Annotated in this window: 13 protein-coding genes and 2 pseudogenes; 10 read left to right on the plus strand and 5 right to left on the minus strand. The window is 69.5% G+C overall.

What is annotated here, in order from left to right; all coding sequences use genetic code 11:
• Nucleotides 1–26: 26 nt before the first annotated feature.
• From BZY54_RS06815 to BZY54_RS55320, 4 genes are all read left to right on the plus strand, one after another.
• On the plus strand, nucleotides 27–728 hold the full coding sequence (locus BZY54_RS06815) for a type 1 glutamine amidotransferase domain-containing protein (protein ID WP_086723640.1): 702 nt from the start codon (nucleotides 27–29) through the stop codon (nucleotides 726–728).
• 36 nt (nucleotides 729–764) lie between these two features.
• Entirely contained in the window at nucleotides 765–1,103 is a 339-nt protein-coding gene (locus BZY54_RS06820; RefSeq protein WP_086723641.1) for a MoaF-related domain-containing protein, read from the plus strand.
• A 97-nt stretch (nucleotides 1,104–1,200) separates the two neighbouring features.
• Nucleotides 1,201–2,076 (plus strand): helix-turn-helix transcriptional regulator, encoded by an 876-nt coding sequence (locus BZY54_RS06825; RefSeq protein ID WP_086723642.1) that lies wholly within the window; start codon nucleotides 1,201–1,203, stop codon nucleotides 2,074–2,076.
• 226 nt (nucleotides 2,077–2,302) lie between these two features.
• Nucleotides 2,303–2,710, plus strand: a complete 408-nt coding sequence (locus BZY54_RS55320) for a hypothetical protein (RefSeq protein WP_208640576.1) — start codon at nucleotides 2,303–2,305, stop codon at nucleotides 2,708–2,710.
• Here the strand turns inward: BZY54_RS55320 and BZY54_RS52860 are convergent.
• Nucleotides 2,674–2,820, minus strand: a complete 147-nt coding sequence (locus tag BZY54_RS52860; protein ID WP_244217012.1) for a hypothetical protein — start codon at nucleotides 2,818–2,820, stop codon at nucleotides 2,674–2,676. The two genes, BZY54_RS55320 and BZY54_RS52860, sit on opposite strands and share 37 nt — an antisense overlap.
• A gap of 84 nt (nucleotides 2,821–2,904) precedes the next feature.
• Nucleotides 2,905–3,614, minus strand: a pseudogene (locus BZY54_RS06840) (IS110 family transposase); the annotation flags it as partial.
• Nucleotides 3,615–3,747: 133 nt separating this feature from the next.
• On the opposite strand from BZY54_RS06840, the pseudogene BZY54_RS06845 reads away from it, so the two are divergent.
• From BZY54_RS06845 to BZY54_RS50775, 3 genes and pseudogenes are all read left to right on the plus strand, one after another.
• Nucleotides 3,748–4,131: pseudogene (locus BZY54_RS06845) on the plus strand (TetR/AcrR family transcriptional regulator); the annotation flags it as partial.
• 142 nt (nucleotides 4,132–4,273) lie between these two features.
• Nucleotides 4,274–5,512: an IS256 family transposase gene (locus BZY54_RS06850; RefSeq protein ID WP_086723644.1), complete on the plus strand. Its 1,239-nt coding sequence runs from the start codon at nucleotides 4,274–4,276 to the stop codon at nucleotides 5,510–5,512.
• A gap of 87 nt (nucleotides 5,513–5,599) precedes the next feature.
• Nucleotides 5,600–5,746: a hypothetical protein gene (locus BZY54_RS50775; protein WP_158103824.1), complete on the plus strand. Its 147-nt coding sequence runs from the start codon at nucleotides 5,600–5,602 to the stop codon at nucleotides 5,744–5,746.
• Between the two features lie 22 nt (nucleotides 5,747–5,768).
• Here the strand turns inward: BZY54_RS50775 and BZY54_RS06855 are convergent, their stop codons facing one another.
• Nucleotides 5,769–6,338, minus strand: coding sequence for a hypothetical protein (locus tag BZY54_RS06855; protein ID WP_086723645.1), 570 nt, complete (start codon nucleotides 6,336–6,338; stop codon nucleotides 5,769–5,771).
• Nucleotides 6,339–6,438: 100 nt separating this feature from the next.
• Nucleotides 6,439–6,915 (minus strand): hypothetical protein, encoded by a 477-nt coding sequence (locus BZY54_RS06860; protein ID WP_086723646.1) that lies wholly within the window; start codon nucleotides 6,913–6,915, stop codon nucleotides 6,439–6,441.
• Nucleotides 6,916–8,240: 1,325 nt separating this feature from the next.
• Between BZY54_RS06860 and BZY54_RS06870 the strand changes: the two genes are divergently transcribed.
• The gene (locus tag BZY54_RS06870) at nucleotides 8,241–8,717 is read left to right on the plus strand and encodes a MarR family winged helix-turn-helix transcriptional regulator (protein WP_086723647.1); all 477 of its coding nucleotides are present in this window, start codon (nucleotides 8,241–8,243) and stop codon (nucleotides 8,715–8,717) included.
• On the plus strand, nucleotides 8,714–11,413 hold the full coding sequence (locus BZY54_RS06875; protein ID WP_244217008.1) for an FUSC family protein: 2,700 nt from the start codon (nucleotides 8,714–8,716) through the stop codon (nucleotides 11,411–11,413). Before BZY54_RS06870 ends, BZY54_RS06875 begins: the two co-directional genes overlap by 4 nt.
• A 313-nt stretch (nucleotides 11,414–11,726) precedes the next feature.
• Here the strand turns inward: BZY54_RS06875 and BZY54_RS06880 are convergent, their stop codons facing one another.
• Nucleotides 11,727–12,620 carry a helix-turn-helix transcriptional regulator gene (locus BZY54_RS06880; protein ID WP_086723648.1) on the minus strand — a complete coding sequence of 298 codons (894 nt, stop codon included), beginning with the start codon at nucleotides 12,618–12,620 and terminating at the stop codon, nucleotides 11,727–11,729.
• Nucleotides 12,621–12,704: 84 nt separating this feature from the next.
• On the opposite strand from BZY54_RS06880, the gene vdcB reads away from it, so the two are divergent.
• Nucleotides 12,705–13,292, plus strand: a complete 588-nt coding sequence (vdcB, locus tag BZY54_RS06885; RefSeq protein WP_086723649.1) for a non-oxidative vanillic acid decarboxylases subunit B — start codon at nucleotides 12,705–12,707, stop codon at nucleotides 13,290–13,292.
• The last annotated feature ends 16 nt before the right edge of the window (nucleotides 13,293–13,308 follow it).

Consider the following 13,308-nt stretch of genomic DNA (forward strand, 5'->3'; position numbering starts at 1 on the left):
CGCACTCACCCCAGGAGAACAACCCCATGGCGAAGATCCTCTTCCTCATCACCGCCGCCGAGCACTGGACCCTGGCCGACGGGTTCAAGCAGCCCGCGGGCTTCTGGGCTGAGGAGGCCATCGGTCCGTACGGCGTCTTCAAGGAGGCCGGCTACGAGATCGGCGCGGCCACCCCCGGCGGCGTACCGCCGACCGCCGACGCCCTCAGCCTGACCCCGGACTTCAATGGCGGCCCCGAGGGTGCGGAGCGCATGAAGGCCGCCCTGCGGGAGGCCGCCGAACTGGCGAACCCGGTCCGCATCGAGGACGTCGACATCGACGATTACGACGCCGTTTTCGTCCCCGGAGGCTGGGGACCGATGGAGGACCTCTCCGACGACCCCGCGGCTGGCAAGCTGCTCAGCGACTGGCTCGCCTCCGGCAAGATCGTGTCGCTGGTGTGCCACGGCCCGGCCGCGCTGCTGTCGACGGTGAACTCCGACGGCAAGTCCCCCTTCGCCGGTTACCGCCTCACCGGGCTGTCCAACTCCGAGGAGATCCAGAACGGCCTCGCCGACCGCGCGAAGTGGCTGCTCCAGGACCGTCTCGTCGCGGACGTGGGCGCGGACTACCGCAAGGGTGAGGAGAACTTCGCCCCCCACATCGAGGTGGATCGCACCCTCATCACTGGCCAGAACCCCGCCTCGGCCGTTCCGCTGGCCCACGAGGTCGTCAAGGCCCTTGGCTGACACCCCCGCAGTAGCACTCACAGAGAGGTAGTAACGATGGACAGCAACGCGACTCTTCCCAGCGTGGGACAGACCTGGCTGGCGGACCTCGGTCCGGACACGCCGCTCGGCCACTTCACGGTGGAGATCACCTTCGACTCGGCGACCCAGGTCAGCTTCGAGGTGGCGAGCGGTGCGATCAAGGGCCGGAAGCAGACGATGAAATACACCACCACCCAGCTTCGCGACGGCCTGTACGTCGTGCGCTGGACCGAGCCCGACGCCGGTGACCACGTCACCCACATCGAGGACTACACGGAGGGGACCTGCATGGCCAGCTCCGTCGTAGGCGGCGAGTTCATCCAGCTCCACGGGACGTGGACCCGCGTCCGCTGATCGCGCGCCCGAGAACAGGTCCGTACCTGGCGGTGAGGACTTCCAGGGAGAGAACTCTCCCCCTGACAACGCTGCTACCGGGTGTCAGGCTAAGGGCATGACCAGCGATCCTCACCGCCATGACCTGGGAGAATTCCTCAAGGCGCGCCGCGCCGAGCTCGACCCGGCCGCCGTCGGACTACCCGACGGCGGCCAGCGGCGCGTAGCGGGTCTGCGCCGTGAGGAGGTCGCGGTGCTGGCCGCCATCAGCACCGACTACTACGCCCGCCTGGAACAGGGCCGTATCCAGCCGTCCCCGTCCGTGCTGGAGTCCCTGGCCCGGGTGCTACGCCTGGACGACGATCAGCGCGCCTATCTGTGCGAGCTGTCAGACCGCAGCGAGTACCGGCCGACGGCGGCCCGCCGCAGGCCGCGTCCGAAGACCCAGGTGCAGTGGCAGCACATGATCGACGACATGGCGCACACCCCGGCGTTGGTGATCGGCCCACGTACCGAGGTCGTCGCCTGGAACGCGATGGGCGCGGCCCTGATCACGGACTTCGGGCTGATCCCCGAGAAGCAGCGCTACTACATCAGGCTGCTCATCACCGACCCGGCGATGAAGGAGCTGTACGCGGACTGGGAGGGCGTCACCCGGCTGGCCATTGCCCAGATGCGCATGCATAACGCGAACAACCCCGGTGACGTGCAACTGGCCGCCCTGGTGGGCGAACTCTCGGTCAGGGACGACCACTTCCGCCAATGGTGGGCCGCGCACGACGTGGCCGTACGGGACACCGGGACCAAGCATCTGCGCCACCCCGTCGTCGGCGACCTGCACCTCGACTGGAACGCCGTCATCTGGGCCGCCGACCCCGACCTCCAGATCGTCGTCTGGACCGCCGAAGCGAGCACGCCCACGCACGACAGCCTGCGCATGCTGGCCTCCTGGGCAGCGGACCCGAGCCACCTGCGCAGCGGCAGCTCTGCCTGACCGTCCTCCGGGGGGCATTCCCTGCCAGAGGGGGAGTCTCTTGTCCTACGCAGCGCACGCGTAGGAAGAGGCTCTCCCTTCTTCATGTACGGCACTCGTGGCACGCTCATTGCGAGGCCGACCGCGCCGTGAGCTCCCGCTCCCCGGTCGGGCCGACTTGCGACCGGTTCCTCAGCGCCGAGGCGTCCACCGGCCGGCTCATTCGCCAGGAAAGAGATCCTTGCGCATGTCCCTGACCGAGTCCCGTCCCGGGACGTCGCTTCCGCCTGCCGCCGAGCCACGCTGGACCGCCCGCCTGTGGGCCGTCCTCGCCGTGCTGTGCCTCGTGCTCTTCCTCGACGGCCTCGACGTCTCGATGGTCGGCATCGCCCTGCCCTTCATCGGCCACGACCTCGGCCTGGCCACCGGCTCGCTTCAGTGGATCCCTACCTTGTTGATCCGGATGAGCGAGCCATTCGTAGGGTTGGCTGACCCAGGGTGTCGGGTGTGGCTTTCAGCGGTCTGCCGTCCGTGGCTTCTTACGATTCGCCGCCCGACACCCCGCGACGACTCGACTGCTGATACGAAAAATCCCCCTTCGGTGCAGGTCAGGAGCGTTCACGTGGTCTCCACCGGCTGGAGGTTGACCTGGTAGCCGAGGCGGTTGAGCTGGCTGACTAGGCGGCGGGTGGCACGGGTCTTGCCGGTGCGTTCGAGGAAGTAGTCACCGCCGAGGTCGGTGTACTCGATGTCGCGGGTGAACATGTGCCAGATCGAGATCAGAATGGAGTGCTGCAGAGCGACCAGTGCCCGCCGGCGGCCACGGCGTCCGACCAGACGGCGGTAGCGGGAGGCACCGAGCTGCCGGAGCAGAGCCGTGCCTGTCGGCCCATGGCCTGCTCGACCGGGGGCGGTTGCCGCATCTGCGGGCGTCGCAGGATTTCGTGCAGGCGGTCGGCCTCGGTCTCGATGCTGCGTTTGCGTCCTGCTCGCCGGACGACCGCGCGCAGCTGCGTGCGGGTGCGCCGGGCGGCGTCTTCGGGGGTGGTGGCCGCAGCGAGAAGTGCGCGGGCCACCGGGTGGCAGAGCCCTTCGCGTACCGATTCGAAGGACTCCCGAAAGCCGGGGAAGTATTCACGCAGGTGAGAGCGGAGTTTGTTGGCGGCCTGGGTCCGGTCGCAGACGGCGTCCTGCTGAGCGCGAGCCAAGGCCGCTATGGCTTTGGCGAGTTCGCTGTCGGCCGGCAAGGTCCGGAAGGCGGCCCGGTCGGTACGCAGGATGTTGGCCAGCACCGTTGCGTCCAGGTGGTCGGACTTCTTGCGGCTGACCGCGTGCCGCTCTCGGTAGCGGGCGGCGGCCATCGGGTTGATGTCGTAGACGGGTCGCCCAGTAGCCCGCAGGCAGGCGACGAGGAGACCGCGTGCGGTCTCGATGGCGACCGGGATTGGCGTGCCCGGGCCGTCCCCATGTGCGGTCAGCAGGTCAAGGAGTGCGTTCAGGCCGGTGAGGTCGTCGGTGATCCTGGCCTTAGTGACGATGGTTCCCTCTCCGTCGACCATGGCGATGTCATGGCCACCGGTACAGATCGAGGACGGATGCGTGTACGCGCTCCTGCCGTGGAGCGAACGGTGACACGGGTCCCCCGAGGAGTGCACCGCGGAGCGGGCCGACGCAGCCCGCAACCGTGCCCGGCTGCTGGAGGCGGCCGCCCGGCTGGTGGCCGAACAGGGCGCGGAGCACGTGACGATGCATGAGGTTGCCCGGGCGGCCGGGGTGGGAAAAGGCACGCTGTTCCGCGGGTTCGGCGACCGTACCGGGCTCCTGCTGACCTTGCAGGGGGACGCCGAGGCCGAATTCCGCGAGGCGTACACCTCGGGTCCGCCTCCGCTGGGGCCGGGGGCACCGCCGAGGGAACGGCTGACAGCGTTCGGCTGCGCCTTGATCGAGCGCATCAACGATGAAGAGGACCTGGGCGCACCCCTGGCCCGCCAGGTGCCCCTGGAGCGGCGGCATTCCTCGGAGACCGCCCGGTCCTTCCACCACCACAACGCATCGCTCCTGCGGGAAGCGGGAGTGGCGGCCGGTTGCGTCCTGAGAAGTGGTGTACGGGCTCCCACCTGATCCGGGCGTTTGCCATGGCGTCGGAGTGAGTGTCCGGATACAAGAACGGCCACCGGCTGATCTTCGAGTTGTCGAAGGCTCGAAGGAGATCAGCACGATGACCGCACCAGACAGTCTGCCCCTGCACGCCCTCGCGGAGGACAACCTCGCTGCGGCGAGTCCCGACCTGCTGCGCGCGATGATCAAGACGTTCGCCGACGCCCTCATGTCCGCCGAGGCCGACGCCCTCTGCAATGCCGAATACGGCCAGGTCAGCGAGGACAGAGTCAACCACCGCAACGGCTATCGCCCGCGCGAGTGGGACACGAGGGCCGGCACCATCGAACTGGCCATCCCCAAGCTGCGGCAGGGCAGTTACTTCCCGCACTGGCTGCTGGAGCGTCGGCGCCGGGCCGAGCAGGCCCTCATCTCAGTCGTGGCCACCGCCTACCTGCTGGGAGTGTCCACCCGCCGGGTCGAGAAGCTGGCCGAGTCCCTCGGGGTGACCCAGCTGTCGAAGTCGCAGGTCTCGGCCATGGCCCGGCACCTGGACGAACAGGTCACCGCGTTCCGCAACCGGCCTCTGGACGCCGGACCGTATGCGTTCGTCTGGGTGGACGCGCTGACCCAGAAGGTCCGCGAGGGCGGCCGCATCATCAACGTCCACGCCCTGATCGCCGTGGGTGTCAACGGCGACGGACACCGCGAGATCCTCGGCCTGGACATCGCCACCGCCGAGGACGGGGCCGGCTGGCTCGCCTTCCTGCGCTCGCTGATCGCCCGCGGCCTGTCCGGTGTCCAGCTGGTCGTCTCCGATGCCCACGTCGGCCTGGTTGACGCGATCGGTGCGGTCCTGCCCGGCGCCTCGTGGCAGAGGTGCCGCACCCACTACGCACGCAATCTCCTCTCCCAGGTCCCGAAGTCGGCTCAGCCCTGGGTAGCCACCTTGCTGCGGACCGTCTTCGAACAGCCTGACGCCGACGCCGTGAGAGCCCAGATGCGGCACGTTCTCCAGGCCCTGGAGGCCAAGTTCCCCAAAGCCGCCGGACACCTGGATGCCGCCCAGCACGACCTTCTGGCCTTCACGGCGTTCCCGCGTGAGATCTGGCGGCAGATCTGGTCGAACAACCCGCAGGAACGGCTCAACAAGGAGATCCGCCGCCGCACCGACGTCGTCGGCATCTTCCCCGACCGCACCGCCCTGATCCGCCTGGTCGGCGCGGTCCTGGCCGAGCAGAACGACGAATGGACCGAGGCCCGCCGCTACATGGGACTCGACCTGCTGGCCAAGGCCCGCCTCCACCCGATCGAGTCAGAAACCGACGAGACCGCCCTGCCCACCGAACTCACCGCATAGCCTCGAAACGAGATCACCGAGTGGCCATCGATACACCACCTCGGCGGACGTGACCTGGCGGCCGACCACGAGATGCTCGCTCACGCCATGCTGGTGTTCACGAACTTCGAGACCATGGACCATCTGCGCGAGGACTGCCGGGCCACCACCGCGCGTCTGCAGGCCACCCGGGCGGACATGGTACGGCTGTTGACCGGAGGCGCCGAAGAGGACCGTCGTGACTCGGAGGCATGACTGACCGGCACAGCAACGGCCGTCACCACGGCAGGACGCGTACGGCCTTTCCCTCGCCCATGGCCTCGGCTTCCCCTGTGTCATGGGCGCTGTGGTGGACGACGACGTTCCCCAGATCAACGGACAGCTGCGCGACGAGGTCGGCCAGGCCGTGGTGCCAGTCCGCCGGCGCGGTCGCCGGAGGGACGACGATCAACTCCAGTAGATCCGCGGGGTGCGACGCGGTGCCGTCGACGACGGCGCCCTTCATCGCGAGGTGGTCCGGTGCCGGACGGAGGTGGGTCCGCGCCCGCTCGCGGACCATGTCGACGACGCTTTCGCGCAGGTCCGTCAGTCGGCGCAGGGCGTCCCAGGCGATGTGACCCGTGACCAGCAGTACGGGTTCCCCCTTGCGCCGGGGGGCGATGAGGCCGAGCAGGCCGAGGCGGAACAGCGCCGGCTCCAACTGCGTGGGCGTCACCGCGCTGTCCCTGGACAACTCGTCCAGCGTCAGCGGACCATCGGCATCGGCCGCGTGGTGAGCGACGAGGGCGGTGAGGAGGCGGCCCGAGGTCCCGGGGAACAGGGCGGACAGCGGAGTGCGGAAGTTCATTGTGAATACCAGGAGTTGGTTTCTCGTCAGCTTCGCAGACAGGTGACATCGACGACGAAGCCGACGAGAGTCTGATCTCCGCATACCGAGGTCCGCGGTGCTAAGCGCCGGAAAGCTGATCATCGATGAGTTCGGTGACGGATCTGTCGAACTCCCGGAGGACATCGAGGAGTCCAGCCCTGCCCCACAGGGCCAGACCGAGAGCGGCGACGCCCACGGCCGTCATGTGTACGGCACCCAGGAGGTCCTGGCCCGACAGCGCGCGCATCGCCGAGTCGTCGCCGCGGGCCCAGGCCCGGGTCGCCTCGGCCATGGCGAACTCGTAGTGGGGCGGGGCCGTGGTGGCGATCTCGTCGGAATGCCGGACCAGCTCGTCCAGCCGCCAGCGCCTGCCGGTCAGCTCCATGATGCTGATCGTGGAGCGCAGCAGACCACTCAGGACGGCGTACACCTCGATACGACCGCCTGCGTGCAGATCGGCCAGTGCCTCCTGGACCGCGTCGGCGTCGTGGTCCACGTAGGCCCGGACGACGTCCAGCGCGCAGTCGCTGGAGTTTTTGCGCGCTGCGTTGCTCATGAGCTTCACCGTACGGTCGCCCAGGTGTGCGCGGGAATCGGTCTCTTGGCGCAACGCGCCTCGTAAGAAAGCACTAGGACCGCGACTTCGCTGGCGAAATGCGGTCGGCCGGTCGAGAGCAAAGTTAAAGGAGGAGGAAAGTCTCCCTCCCATGGGCCGGGGCGGCGATCTCAGACTGCCCGCGTGACCAGCCGCCGCTTTCATGGCGCGCGGCTCTCCAGGTCCCTTCGATGACGATCCAGCCCCCAGGCCTGTGCTGCTGCACACAGCCGATCCGTCTGCGACGCGAAGGGTATGCATGTCGATCGAGCTTTCCCGAGTCTGCCGTTCCGCCCTCCGCCGGAGACGGCGAACCTTCCACGGCGCCGAGCCAGCGCACCTTCATCGCCACCACCACCGCGGTCGGTGGTGCCGTGATCGCGGGAGGTGTGATCGGAGGATCGCTGCTCGTCGATTCGGATGAGGCGGTCGCCGTCGAGGCGCCGCCCTCCAGCAGGGTCTCCCTGACGGGTGCGGTTCGCCCGCACGGGCCGGGAAGCCGGGGTGCGGTATAGCATCCTCGCACTTCGCGATGCCGCGCCTGCCCACCACGTCGTTCAGCACGAGGGCGTCGGCAGCGGCGGGCGCGGCGCATGCCGTGTCGGGCAGCCCGCCGGGCGCGAGCGTCGCTTCGGCACCTGTGGCCACGGCGTTGAACCGGGGCCTGAAGCCGACCGAGCCGACCACCAGGCGGCGTCTGCCTGCGAGCTGCCGCGCCTGGCGCAGTGTGGTCGGCTGGACGAGAGGTGCCTCGCGCACGCTGTCGCGGTCGCGGGCGTGGAATTCAGCGGCAGATCGTGTGCCCGGGTGCCGCCGCCGAGTGTCAACGCCCGTGCCGCACGGTCCCTCTGCCGCGGCGCGGACCAGCTGCTGAGTGGTGCCGTGAGCGGCTGCGTCGTAGACGTAACCCTCCGTCATGGACGGCGCCCGCTCCCGCAGGCCGTTCAGAGCCGCACCCAGGCTCTCCGAGTCCGCGAGGGCACCGTGATCCGCCTGAACGGTGTCTGCCAGCGGAGCCACCGCGAAGCCTGTCTGGCCGGCGAATTCGGTGTCGGCGGTCCAGCCACACGGCTCCTGGAGAGCGCGACGGAACTGAAGCCAGCCACAGCAACGTGACACCGGCCACCCTCGACGCCGGTGATGCGGGAGACCGTGCCAAGCCGACGGGCCGGTTACTGATCTGGGCGAACCAACGAGAGGCGGCCGGTCCTGCCAGAGGGGTTGCACACCGGCTGAGGATGGGGGCCGCCGACGATGCCCGAGAGAAGCAAATATATACTTTCCATATGCATGCAACTACCGGCGTCGGCGGTGGCCTGTCGGACGAGCAGCGCATCGAGAGCGCTGCCCACGGCCTGCTGCGCGACCTCGGCAGGCTCACCCGCGCACTGCTCCGCGCTGGTGAGTTCGGACTGACCCGCAGTGAGGTGTCCGTGCTCGACGCCCTGGCGGCCGCACCCCTGCGCGTGACTGAACTCGCCGCGCACGCCGGCATGGTCCAACCCCGTGTCACCGCCTTGCTGCAGAAGCTGGAGGACCGGGAACTGGTCACGCGCCGGCGCTGCACGACCGACCGACGTGCGGTGGAGACCAGCCTCACCCCCGCCGGACGGCTGTTGCTCGACCAGGGACGGCAGCGCATGGCCACAGCCCTGCTGAGCGCACTGCACACCACCCCCATCGACGACTGCGAGCGCGTCGTGTGCGCGGCCCAGAAGTCCGTCGCGACACTCGCCGAAGCCATGGAACCGGAGGCCACTTGACCAGCCCCAAATCCGCCCGTCAGGAACTCGATCCCAGCACGGGCGCGAACACCGCCAAGGCCGTGCGTACCGACGTCGCCCCCCGACGGGTCGCCGGTCCGCACAGATGGTGGGACTGGGTGCTGGTCGCCGACCCCGGACTGGGACAGCTGCAGGCCGGCTGGCGGACGCTGGTCGCCATGGTCACCTCCCTCGCGGTCGGCTACAGCATGGCCCAGGCGCTCGCCATCCCGACCATGATCAGCATGATGGTCGCCGGGATGATGGGGCTGATGAGCGCCTTCGCGGTGGCCGGCAACGACTGGATCCAGCTAGCCAGGCCCATCCTGTGGATGCCGTTCCCCTACACCGCGGTGCTCTGGTTCGCCGCGACCCTGCACGACGACCGCGCCTTGGAGATCGGCCTCGACGCCGCCGCGCTCGCCCTCACCTTCCTGCTGGCCCGGTTCGGCCCGCTGGCTCTCCTGACCGGCATGATGCTGTTCAACGGCCTGATGGTCGGCATCATCGCGGGTATTCCCCTGGCGATGGTGGGCAAGGCGTTCGCAGTTGCCCTGGTATCGGCCGCCACGGTGCTGGTCACCCGGCTGCTGCTGTGCCACCCGATGCCGCGCGAGGATCTGCTCCGTACGCAGCGTGCCTTCGTCGTCGAGGCCCGGAGGCTGGTCGACATCACGGTTGACGCGCTGGATCCCGACGCCGACCCGAACCGGGTTGAGCGACGGATGAACCGCTCACTGCGCCGCCTGAACATCGTTACGGTGACGATCGACGCACGCCTCGCCCAGCCCGAGGCCGCCACCGACCCCGCCGTGGCCGAACTGCTGCACCGCCACCTGTTCGACGCCGAGCTGGCCCTGCGCGGCATCGCCCAGGCGGTGCAGACCCTCGCCGCCCAGTCGCCGCCCGAACCGCTGCGCCAGGCGCTGGCAGTGGGTCTGCTGCTGGCCCGCGACACCCCGCCGGTGCAGGCCAGTGGACTGCGGCCTGCGGTCGAGATGATCCGCGAGCAGGCCGACGTGATCCTGCGGGATCCTCAAGCCGACCCACAGACCGCCGAGTCCGCCGCCCTCGCCCGCCGGGTCGCCGAACTGCTCGACTCCCTGGCGGACTCACTGATCAGCTGGCTGACGCTGGGCGAGCAGACACCCAGCACCCCCACCGCGGTGCCCTTCCAGTCCGCAATCGCGCTGGAGAACAACCGGATTCCCGGCTCGTCCGAGCCGATGCGGCGCGCACTCACCGCTCGGACGCGAAGCGGCTGGCAGCGCGCCGTCCCCTTCGTGCGCGCCCCGCTGCACGCGGGAGTGGCCGCCGCGATCGTCTGCCCGATCTCCGACGCCATCGACCCCCAGCGCTTCTACTGGGGCCTGGTCGGCGTGATGATCACCCTGTTCGGCACCAACACCACCCACGAGCGGCTGCGCAAGTTCGGCCACCGCATGCTCGGCACCGGCGCCGGCGCGGTGATCGGCGTGCTCCTGCTCCATGTGACGGGCCACCACGTTTACTGGACGCTCACCGTCATCGTCCTTGGCCTCTCCTTCGGCGCCTGGGGCATGCAGCGGGCCTACGCCCTGTGGGTCGTCGGACTGGTCGCCGCGCTGGTCCAGCTCTACGGGCTGACCACACCGGACAGCAACATGAACCACCTGCTCGGCGAACGCCTGCTTGAGAACGGCGTCGGCATCCTGATCGCGACGGCGTGCGCCGCGCTGATCTTCCCGTTGTCCACCCGGGCGGTGGTCCGCGAAGCCGAGCACGGGTATGTCCAGGCGATCCAGAAACTCCTCATCCAGGTCTCGGCGCGCTGGGAGGAGCCGGAGAGCCCGGTACGGCTGCGGGGCGCGGCACGAGCCGTCGACGTCGCGCTGTTCCAGGTCGCGGAGGTGTCCCGGCCCGTGGTGCGCATGCCATTCGGCGTGCGCGGGCGCGGCCCGCACCACCGTATGGCCCTGCTGAACACGGCCGCCGCACACGCCAGGGCGCTTGCGGCTGCCGCGGACGTCGACATCGACCTCGCACCGGACCTGTCAGAGCGGGCCCGGTTCATCACACGCACCTTCACCGATTCCCTGCGTGCGCTCGACCACCACCTCGTCAACGGCACCGCCCAGGGAGTCTGGCGCCGCGTCAGTCCGCTCGTCTGGGAGCTCCTGGCGGAGCTGCGGCCCGCCGCGCCCGGTCCCCGCGCGCGCCGGCTGCAGACCGCTCTGCACGAACTGGACGCCCTCGACGAGGCACTCTCCGCCTTCGCCGAACAGTGCGGCCTGCCCTTGGCGTCCGACGCCGGCTGGGAGCGCAGTCAGCCCGGTGCCAGGCAGTGGCATACGCACGCTTCGGCAACGGGCCGAGGCTGGCCACGCTCCCCGCAGCCCGCTGCCGCCCCTGCCGCCCACGTCGCGACCTCCACCACCACTCACGGTGCGGCCCGGACGGACCCCGCAGCCGCGGTGCCCGTAACCGGCTCAGTCTGCTGCGAGGCGCACCCCGGCGGGTGCCGCGCCCAGATCACCGTCGTCAACGCGCGTGGACAGCGGGTCGCCCACACGTACACCGACGCGGGCCGCTACCGGCTCAGCCTGCCGCCGGGTCACCACACCGTCGTCGTATCGGCGCCCGAGCACTCCCCGCGCGCCGAACCTGTCACAGTAGGGGCGCCGCAGCGGCACATCCGGCTTGACATCTGCCTTTAGCCTCAATGCTGTGCCTTTGTTGGTGATCTTGGGGGGCTGACGGGTGGGCCGTGGAGTGCTTCGCTGAGGGTGTGCGCGGTGTCCTCGGTGTCTGGGGTGCGGTGAGGTGTCGATACGGCCGAGGAATTTTCAGCGGATTCCGGTGAGGACGGTGCCCCGACCCTTGCATGAGATTCAGACGCGAAACCGGCTCGACCAGCAGACCGAGCAATGGCAGCGCCGTTACGCGATCCGCGCCAGCACGTCGAACAACTCGCCGGCCAGAGCGCGGCGACCCTGCGCGACCGCGTGGGCTTCTGCCTCGCGCTGACCATCACCTGAGGTCCGTGCCAGCCCGGAACGCACCCGGCGTCACGCCTGTCCGCAGGCGGAAGAATTTGGTGAAGTCGCTGGGGTCGACGAAGCCGAGGCGGTCCGCGACCTCCTTCGCCGTCAGGCCGCTGTGCTGCAGCAGCCGCTTGGCCTCCAACAGCACCCGGTCGTCGACGTACTGCTTGGCCGTGCGTCCCGTCGCGGCGGAGGCGGCCCGGGTCAGCGTGCGCGGGTTGTAGCCGAGTGCCGCCGCGTAGTCCTCCACGCGGCGGGTCACCGCATGGTCCCGCTCCACGGCCGCGTGGAAGCGGCGGAACACCTCCGACGAGGCGGTGGGCCGGGGAGCGGGACCTCGGGCCTGCGCGAGCCTCATCACCAGCACCGACAGCAAGGCGCGCAGCACCTCGGCGTGTGTCTGCAGCGGCAGCAAGGCCGTCTGGCTGCACTCGTAGCTGAGATGGTCGAGTGCGCGGCGCACGCCCTCCGCGTCCGGGCCCTGGGGCGTGAGCGGCCGCTGCTCGTAGGGTGGGTCCATGTGCGCCGCCGCCACGGTTGCGGGCGGCAGGAACCCCGCCTCGAACAGTACGATCACCCCGTCCGCCGCCCTCAGATCCGGGCCGAACCGCTGTACCTGCCCCGGCCGGATCCACAGCCACGACCCCGGCCGCAATGCGTACTCGACGAAGTCCACCGCCATCAGCAGCGTCCGGTCGCGGGCGCCGATCAGCTGGTGGAAGGAAGGGCGCAGCGGTGCGTACGGGTCGTTGCCGTGGCGGCGCGCCCGCTCGTACAGGGCGGCGAGCTCCATCAGCTCGACCCCGGCCGGTGCGCCGACGGTCGGGGTGTAAGCCAGGTCCCTGACGTCCTGAGGTCGATCCTGTCTGTTTTTCCCCATCGCAAGTCCCGAGCGTACCGCCGCTGCGGCCACACCGCCTCTTAGTGTGGAAACACAGGTCAGCAACGTGTGAGGAGTGGTCCTGTGCGGTTGGTCGTGGGAATGACCGGGGCAACGGGCGCCCCGTTCGGTGTCCGGCTCCTGGAGAATCTACGCGAGCTGCCGGACGTCGAGACGCATCTCGTCCTGTCCCGGTGGGCGCGCACGACGATCGAGCTGGAGACCGGCCTGTCCGTGGCCGAGGTGTCCGCGCTCGCGGACGTCATGCACCACCCCGACGACCAGGGCGCCACCATCTCCTCCGGCTCCTTCCGCACGGACGGCATGGTGATCGTGCCGTGTTCGATGAAGACCCTCGCCGGGATCAGGACCGGATACGCGGAGGGCTTGGTCGCGCGCGCCGCCGATGTCGTGCTGAAAGAGCGGCGCAGGCTCGTTCTCGTCCCGCGAGAGACCCCGCTGAGCGAGATCCATCTGCAGAACATGCTCGAACTCGCCCGGATGGGCGTGCAGTTGGTGCCGCCCATGCCCGCCTTCTACAACCACCCGCGCACCGTCGACGACATCGTCGACCACGTGGTGGCCCGCATCCTCGACCAGTTCGAGCTGCCCGCGCCCGCCGCCAGGCGCTGGGCCGGAATGCGCGCGGCCCGCACCGCTTCCCGCGACTGAAGTCCCAAACCCCCCA

The sequence above is a fragment of the Streptomyces carpinensis genome, assembly GCF_002154505.1.
Classification (GTDB): Bacteria; Actinomycetota; Actinomycetes; order Streptomycetales; family Streptomycetaceae; genus Streptomyces; species Streptomyces carpinensis.